Raw genomic sequence first — 6,813 nt, 5'->3', positions numbered from 1 at the left:
TGCCGGCGATAGGGCCGGAACAGACAAAAGCGGCAACACCCGCGTGACAAAATTTTCACATTGGTTTAAACAGAATCCGCACCCGCACAATGCTGCGTTGGCCCAGTGCCAACGCCCTCTTCGCAACCCGCAATCCTAGGACCTTCCCATTCATGGCTAACACGGACGCCTTGAAGCAACGGGGCGCGCGAGCACCGTTCTCGCCCACCCTGAAATCCCACCTGGCCTACACGCTGCTCAGCGGCCTGGTGATCATGCTGATGCTCAGCCTCGTGCGCCTGGCGCTGTTGGTCTACAACAGCGATATGGTCGGCGACACCCCTTACTCCACCGTCGCCGAAGGCTTCGTCAACGGCTTGCGCTTCGACCTGCGGGTGGTGGTGTACCTCAGCATTCCGCTGTTGCTGGCCATGCTCAGCCCGTGGGCCATGGCCCGGCGAGGGGTGTTCCGTTTCTGGCTGACACTCACCTCCAGCGTGGTGATGTTCCTTGGCCTGATGGAAATGGACTTCTACCGCGAGTTCCACCAGCGCCTCAACGGCCTGGTCTTCCAGTACATCAAGGAAGACCCGAAAACCGTACTGAGCATGCTCTGGTACGGCTTCCCGGTGGTGCGCTACCTGTTGGCCTGGGCTTTCGGCACCTGGCTGCTGAGCCTGCTGTTCAAGGGCATCGACCGCATCACCCGGGGCCAGGGCGCACAACGCGTGGCGCCGTGGTACAACCGCCTGGCCGTGTTCATGGTGGTCTTGCTGGTGGCCGTGGTCGCCGCACGTGGCACGCTGCGCCAAGGCCCGCCAATGCGCTGGGGCGATGCGTTCACCACCGACTCCAACTTCGTCAACCAGCTGGGCCTGAACGGCACCCTGACCCTGATCGACGCTGCCAAGAGCCGCTTCGGCGAAGACCGCGCCAACATCTGGAAGCCGGTACTGGAGCAGGGCCTGGCCACCGAAACCGTGCGCAAGCAATTGCTGACCCCGAACGACACCCTGGTCGATGCCGACGAAGCTGCCGTGCGCCGCGACTTCCTGCCGCCGGCCGAGCGCACCCTGGCGGTCAAGAACGTGGTGGTGATCCTGATGGAAAGCTTTGCCGGCCACTCGGTCGGTGCGCTGGGTAGCCCGAACAACATCACCCCGTACTTCGACAAGCTGGCCAAAGAGGGCCTGCTGTTCGACCGCTTCTTCTCCAACGGCACGCACACCCACCAGGGCATGTTCGCCACCATGGCGTGCTTCCCCAATTTGCCGGGCTTCGAATACCTGATGCAAACCCCGGAAGGCGGCCACAAGCTGTCGGGCCTGCCAGCCCTGCTCAGCGCCCGTGACTACGACGACGTCTACGTCTACAACGGCGACTTCGCCTGGGACAACCAGTCCGGGTTCTTCGGCAACCAGGGCATGACCACCTTCATTGGCCGTAACGACTTCGTCAACCCGGTGTTCTCCGACCCGACCTGGGGCGTGTCCGACCAGGACATGTTCGACCGCGGCAACGAGGAGCTGGCCAAGCACGATGGCAAGAAGCCGATCTATGCGTTGCTGCAGACCCTGTCCAACCACACCCCGTATGCGCTGCCCAAAGACCTGCCCGTCGAGAAGGTGACCGGCCAGGGGCGCCTGGACGAGCACCTGACCGCCATGCGTTATTCGGACTGGGCGCTGGGCCAGTTCTTCGAGAAGGCGCGCAAAGAGCCGTACTTCAAGGACACCCTGTTCGTGATCGTTGGCGACCACGGTTTCGGCAACCACCAGCAGGTCACCGAGCTGGACCTGGGCCGCTTCAACGTGCCGCTGCTGCTGATTGCCCCGGGCATTCAGGAGAAGTTCGGTGCGGTCAACCACACCGTGGGCACCCAGGTCGACATCGTGCCGACCATCATGGGCCGCCTGGGTGGCAAGGCCCGCCACCAGTGCTGGGGGCGCGACCTGCTCAACCTGCCTGAGGGCGACCAGGGCGTGGGCATGATCAAGCCGTCGGGCAGCGAACAGATCGTCGGCCTGGTACAGGGCGACCGCATTCTGATCGAGTCCAAGGACATGACCCCGCGCATGTACCGCTACCAGTTGGGCAGCGAGTTCAAGGCCGAGCTGATCGAAAGCCCCGACCAGCCGCAACTGCTCAAGCAGCTTGAAGCGTACATCCAGACCGCCACCAAGAGCCTGCTGGACAACACCGCCGGCGTGGTGCACGGCACGCCGAAGTAAAAGCTGGCGGGGTCAACCCGCTGCCACAGTGGCTGCGCCAGCCTCGAGTTGGCGCTACCCCTGCGGGCGGCCCTGGGTCGCGATGGGGGCCCCACGTTTCGGCGCCTGCCGCTTTCATCCTACTGAACATTCTCCCTGCCCCAAGGTCAGTTGTTCAGGCGTAACACACACCCTGTGTTCCTTGACTCAGAGGGTCCGTTAGATGAAAGAGTGGGAAGTCATTTTTGCCGACCAGAAGGGCGAACCGTCCACTCTGGTGTTGAAAGCCGAGCATCGTCCTAGCGAGGAAGAGGCGGCGAGGGCCATTCGTTCTCACCTGTTTCCGGTAATGGCCGAGCTGGACCTCAACGACTTCCAGGACCGCAGCATTTCCCCCACCGCACGCTGGCTGCGCGAGCACAGCGGCGTAATGATCACAAGCATTGAGGAACAGCCCTAACCCACACGTTTGCGTGGTGCCTTGGCAGGCGCTACGCTGTCAGCAGGTGCTCGCCTATTATGCGGGCTGGCACCGCATACATTCGCGTCTTGCATCAGCTCGTACTGCCCGGCCGCTGCCGGCAGGTGTGTAGTAGCACGGAAAGTCTATCCATTGCATTATTCAGGAGGACGTTTCATGAGCAGCCAGAACGACGATATCAGCAGCAACGTCCTGCGCCAGATGAAAGCAGGCGGTTTCGACTTCACCCAGATCCACCCCATCGAGTTCTATGCCGTATTCCCCGACGAAGCCGGGGCGCGCCGTGCTGCCAGGCAGTTTCGCGGCGAATCGCTCAATGCCCAGGTGAAGGAGGGTGACGGTGGCTGGCACCTGGAACTGAGCAAGGTCATGTATGCCACCTATTGTGGGATTGGCGATTTTGAAGAGGCCTTCGAGCAGTTGGTGACGCCCTATGGCGGCGAGGTGGAGGGTTGGGGGGTCAAGCACGAGCGGCTCACGGCCTAGCAGCCCTGCGTGGCCATCACCTCAGGCACACCCGCGCCAGGCAGGGGCGGGTTTACCCTAAGCAGCCACTAACGCTTGCGCTTGGCCATATGCTGCAGATAGCCCAGCAGCGCATCCAGCTCCTTGTCGCTCAGCACGCTTTCGGCAAAGCCCGGCATCTTCGCCTGTGGCCACTGCCGCAGGCTTTGCGGGTCGCGGATCAACATGCGCAAATAACCCGGCTGAAAGTACTCGGTGGGGTTGTGCGGCACATTCAAGTCCGGCCCAACCTGCGCATCCCCCGCACCGTTCAGGCGGTGGCAGGCCATGCAATTTTGCTGGAACAGGGCAAAGCCCTGGCGTACCGGGCTGTCGGCGGGTAGCGCCGGGTCGGGCAGCAGTGCAGGGTACCGCTGCGCTACCGGGGCGAGCTGGCGCAAGGTTGCGATCTGGAACGGCCATTGCTCCGGGCGTATACCGCCGGCCTGCGCTGCTGTCCACACCAGGTAGAATGGCCCAGCGCCAGGTTTGCCTGCACCCAGCGGTGGCCAAGGCTGGTTGGGGTCTTCCACGGCCAGCCAGGCCTGCGCCGGGCCTTTCTGCAACAGCGGCGCAGTGGGCATTTCTGCGGCAAAACCGTCCAGCGCCACCGCCTGCAGGTGGTCGCTGGCGGTAACGCCAGGCAACAGCGCAGCCAACGGCACCGCCCGGTACTGCATGGGGCGTTTGTAGGCTACGTCGTGCTCGATGCGGATGGTCTGCGCTTGCGGGTGGCTGAGCAGTTCTTCGCTGCTCCACTGGCGCTGGGTAGCGCCGAGTTCAAGGTGCAGTTGTGCCGCCGACAGTGGCAGGCTCAGCAGCAGCGCAACCAGGGCAAGGCAATGGCGCATGGGTACACTCCGACCAGAGAGGCCAGCAGGTTACCTGCGCACTGCCCGTAGACGCCACTGCTGCAGTCAGCCGAACAACCGTGTCAGGTTCGGCACGATCAGCAGCAATGTGGTGGCGAATAAAATAAGCCCGGCTTGGCGTATTTTCGAATGTCTGAACATGGCGGACCGCCTTCTTGTTGTTATTCCTGAGTACCCGTTGGCTTCCTTGTCGCGCTTCGGGTCGATCGCAGTAGCGTGGTGTGGCGCCTTTACTGCCTGCCTTTTGTTAGTGGATATACAACCAACAGTAGGGTGTGCGTTATCCATGTCCGAGAACTCTTTGTTCTAATTGTCGAGATTTTGAGGCCTCATGGCTATGAGGCCATGTGCCATCTCGCTAGCATGCTCTCGCTAGACGGTGGCGCAGCCATCCACGGCGCGCCGACAAAATGTGACCGTTCGTCAGTGCCGCCTACTTGCTTGTACGTGCCTTTCGCGTCAGGCTCTACAGCAGATTCCCACCCATGTCGTTCAGGACTAATCCTATGTCGTTACGCATCTGCATCCTTGAGACCGATGTTCTGCGGCCGGAATTGACGGCGCAATACCAGGGCTACGGCAGGATGTTCGAGCAGCTGTTCTCGCGGCAGCCGATTGCCGCAGAGTTTCGTGTGTACAACGTGATGAACGGCGATTACCCCGCCGACAGCGAAGTGTTCGATGCCTACCTGGTCACGGGCAGCAAGGCAGACTCGTTTGGTACCGATCCCTGGATCCAGACGCTCAAGGCCTACCTGTTGAAGCTTTACGCGCGTGGCGAGAAATTGCTGGGTGTGTGTTTTGGCCACCAGCTGCTGGCGTTGACCCTGGGTGGCAAGGCCGAGCGTGCCGACAAGGGCTGGGGCGTAGGCATTCACCGCTACTCGCTGGCGGCGCACGCCCCGTGGATGGACCCTGAGGTGTCGGAGCTGACCTTGCTGATCAGCCACCAGGACCAGGTGACCGAACTGCCGGAAGGCGCCACGGTCATTGCCTCCAGCGATTTCTGCCCGAATGCGGCGTACCACATCCGCGACCAGGTGCTGTGCTTCCAGGGCCACCCGGAGTTTGTCCACGACTACTCCCGCGCGCTGCTCGATGCGCGCCAGGAATACCTGGGTGACGAAGTGTACCAGAAGGCGGTGGCCAGCCTGGCCAGCGAGCACCAGGGCGACCTGGTGGGCGAGTGGATGTTGCGGTTCATCCAGCAGCCGGTCAGCAAACACGACGCGGCGTAATGGCCGGGGGCTGCTGCACAGCAGCCCGATCGTGCCCCACGGCCGCCCCGGGGCTCAGCGCCCCATCATGTCCCGGACCATGCGCTGCTGCTCCATGATCTCGCGTTGGCGCTGGTCAATCTGCGAAGCCAGCGGGAAATTCCCGCCGGCCCGGCGCTTGGCGTAATCCAGCTGCTGGATCGCCTGGTCAAAGTCCCCCACCAAGGTGAAGTACTCTGCCCGCGCCCGGTGCAAGCCGATGGTATTGCCCGACAAACCGCGCACCTCGGCCATGTCGTACCACACGTCCGGATCATCCGGCCGGCTTTTCACCAGCTCGTCCAGCACTTTCTCGGCTTCGGCAGGCTTGTTCAGCTTCACCAGCAAATCGGCGCGCACCTGTTTCAGCGGGTAGTTGCCGGGGTATAGCTGCTGCATGCGCTCGGCGCGCTGCTGGGCATCGGCCAGGCGGTTGTTGGTGATGTCCAGGTCAATCTGCGCCAGGTTGTAGGTGATGTCGTTGGGCGCTTTGGCCAGTAGCGGCTTGAGCATTTCCCGCGCTTCGTTCAGCTGGCCGCCCTTGATCTGCGCCAGGGCCAGGCCATAGCGTGCAGCATCGAGTTTGGGGTCTTCGTCGAGCTGGGCACGGAAGCGCTTGGCCGCCAGCCCCGGGGTGCCTTCATAGATAAGCGCCACGCGGGCGCGAATCAGCTGGTAGCGTGCGCTGTCTTCGATGCCGCCCGGTGGCGCCTGGTCGGCGCGGTTGCGGGTGTCGGCGATCCGCGACTCGGTCACCGGGTGAGTCAGCAGAAATTCCGGTGGCTTGGCGTCATAGCGATACTGGCGGGCCAGGCGCTCGAACATGGTTGGCATGTTGCGTGGGTCGTAGCCGGCCTTTTCCAGGTTCAGGATGCCGATGCGGTCCGCTTCCTGTTCATTTTGCCGCGAGAACCGGCGCTGCTCCTGAATGGCCGCCGCCTGGGTGCCGGCGATCATGCCGATGCCGGCGTCGCCAGCGCCCCCCGCCGCCAGTACGATCCCGGCCAGCAGCGCTGCCATCATCGGCAGTTGCATGCGTTGCTGGGCCTCGACGCCGCGGGCGAAGTGGCGTTGCGACAAGTGCGCCAGTTCGTGCGCCAGCACCGAGGCGTATTCGCCTTCCGTCTGTGCGTTGAGGAACAGCCCGCCGTTGACCCCCACGATGCCCCCGGGCGCAGCGAAGGCGTTGAGCTCGCGGCTGTCGATGAGGATGAACTCCAGGCGCCGGTCCTGCAGCTGGCTGGTCTCGGCCAGTTTGTACACGCTGGTTTCGACGTAGTCCTTGAGTTGCGGGTCGTTGAGCTGGTTGACCTGGCCGCGCAACAGGCTCAGCCAGGCGCGGCCGAGCTGGTGTTCCTGCTGCGGCGAAACGATCGCGGAGCTGGCGTCACCCAGTGATGGCAGGTCGTCAGCATGGCCGGGGAGGGCCAACAGGCAGGCCAGCGTCAGCAGGGTAGGGCGCAGTAGTTTCATGCACGAAGCTCGCGTCGGTGTCAAAGATAGCTACTGTA

7 protein-coding genes are annotated in these 6,813 nt (G+C 63.1%); 4 read left to right on the top strand and 3 right to left on the bottom strand.

Going from position 1 to position 6,813, the window contains the following annotated elements; translation table 11 throughout:
* Nucleotides 1-152: 152 nt before the first annotated feature.
* The 3 genes from GYA94_RS08370 to GYA94_RS08360 all read left to right on the top strand — a co-directional run bounded on the left by GYA94_RS08370 (nucleotide 153) and on the right by GYA94_RS08360 (nucleotide 3,156).
* On the top strand, nucleotides 153-2,210 hold the full coding sequence (locus tag GYA94_RS08370; protein ID WP_054911874.1) for an LTA synthase family protein: 2,058 nt from the start codon (nucleotides 153-155) through the stop codon (nucleotides 2,208-2,210).
* A 202-nt stretch (nucleotides 2,211-2,412) separates the two neighbouring features.
* The gene (locus GYA94_RS08365; protein WP_161892120.1) at nucleotides 2,413-2,649 is read left to right on the top strand and encodes a hypothetical protein; all 237 of its coding nucleotides are present in this window, start codon (nucleotides 2,413-2,415) and stop codon (nucleotides 2,647-2,649) included.
* Between the two features lie 177 nt (nucleotides 2,650-2,826).
* Nucleotides 2,827-3,156: a ribonuclease E inhibitor RraB gene (locus GYA94_RS08360; RefSeq protein ID WP_054881731.1), complete on the top strand. Its 330-nt coding sequence runs from the start codon at nucleotides 2,827-2,829 to the stop codon at nucleotides 3,154-3,156.
* 68 nt (nucleotides 3,157-3,224) lie between these two features.
* Here GYA94_RS08360 and GYA94_RS08355 read toward each other — a convergent pair whose 3' ends face one another.
* Complete coding sequence (locus GYA94_RS08355; RefSeq protein WP_161892119.1) at nucleotides 3,225-4,025, bottom strand: c-type cytochrome; 801 nt, start codon at nucleotides 4,023-4,025, stop codon at nucleotides 3,225-3,227.
* Between the two features lie 66 nt (nucleotides 4,026-4,091).
* Nucleotides 4,092-4,334 (bottom strand): hypothetical protein, encoded by a 243-nt coding sequence (locus GYA94_RS27635; RefSeq protein WP_125920340.1) that lies wholly within the window; start codon nucleotides 4,332-4,334, stop codon nucleotides 4,092-4,094.
* Between the two features lie 218 nt (nucleotides 4,335-4,552).
* Here GYA94_RS27635 and GYA94_RS08350 point away from each other — a divergent pair, with 218 nt between their 5' ends.
* Nucleotides 4,553-5,284: an amidotransferase gene (locus GYA94_RS08350; protein ID WP_161892118.1), complete on the top strand. Its 732-nt coding sequence runs from the start codon at nucleotides 4,553-4,555 to the stop codon at nucleotides 5,282-5,284.
* Nucleotides 5,285-5,338: 54 nt separating this feature from the next.
* On the opposite strand, the gene GYA94_RS08345 is transcribed toward GYA94_RS08350, so the two are convergent.
* The gene (locus GYA94_RS08345) at nucleotides 5,339-6,775 is read right to left on the bottom strand and encodes a M48 family metalloprotease (protein WP_029887110.1); all 1,437 of its coding nucleotides are present in this window, start codon (nucleotides 6,773-6,775) and stop codon (nucleotides 5,339-5,341) included.
* Nucleotides 6,776-6,813: the final 38 nt, after the last annotated feature.

Source organism: Pseudomonas juntendi, assembly GCF_009932375.1.
GTDB lineage: Bacteria > Pseudomonadota > Gammaproteobacteria > Pseudomonadales > Pseudomonadaceae > Aquipseudomonas > Aquipseudomonas juntendi.
This window is presented reverse-complemented; position numbering and strand designations above follow the sequence as displayed.

Bases quoted from the DNA above. Each gene is read 5' to 3' on its own strand.
- GYA94_RS08370 (WP_054911874.1), top strand. From the start codon at position 153: ATGGCTAACACGGACGCCTTGAAGCAACGGGGCGCGCGAGCACCGTTC.
- GYA94_RS08365 (WP_161892120.1), top strand. From the start codon at position 2,413: ATGAAAGAGTGGGAAGTCATTTTTGCCGACCAGAAGGGCGAACCGTCC.
- GYA94_RS08360 (WP_054881731.1), top strand. From the start codon at position 2,827: ATGAGCAGCCAGAACGACGATATCAGCAGCAACGTCCTGCGCCAGATG.
- GYA94_RS08355 (WP_161892119.1), bottom strand. From the start codon at position 4,025: ATGCGCCATTGCCTTGCCCTGGTTGCGCTGCTGCTGAGCCTGCCACTG.
- GYA94_RS27635 (WP_125920340.1), bottom strand. From the start codon at position 4,334: ATGGATAACGCACACCCTACTGTTGGTTGTATATCCACTAACAAAAGG.
- GYA94_RS08350 (WP_161892118.1), top strand. From the start codon at position 4,553: ATGTCGTTACGCATCTGCATCCTTGAGACCGATGTTCTGCGGCCGGAA.
- GYA94_RS08345 (WP_029887110.1), bottom strand. From the start codon at position 6,775: ATGAAACTACTGCGCCCTACCCTGCTGACGCTGGCCTGCCTGTTGGCC.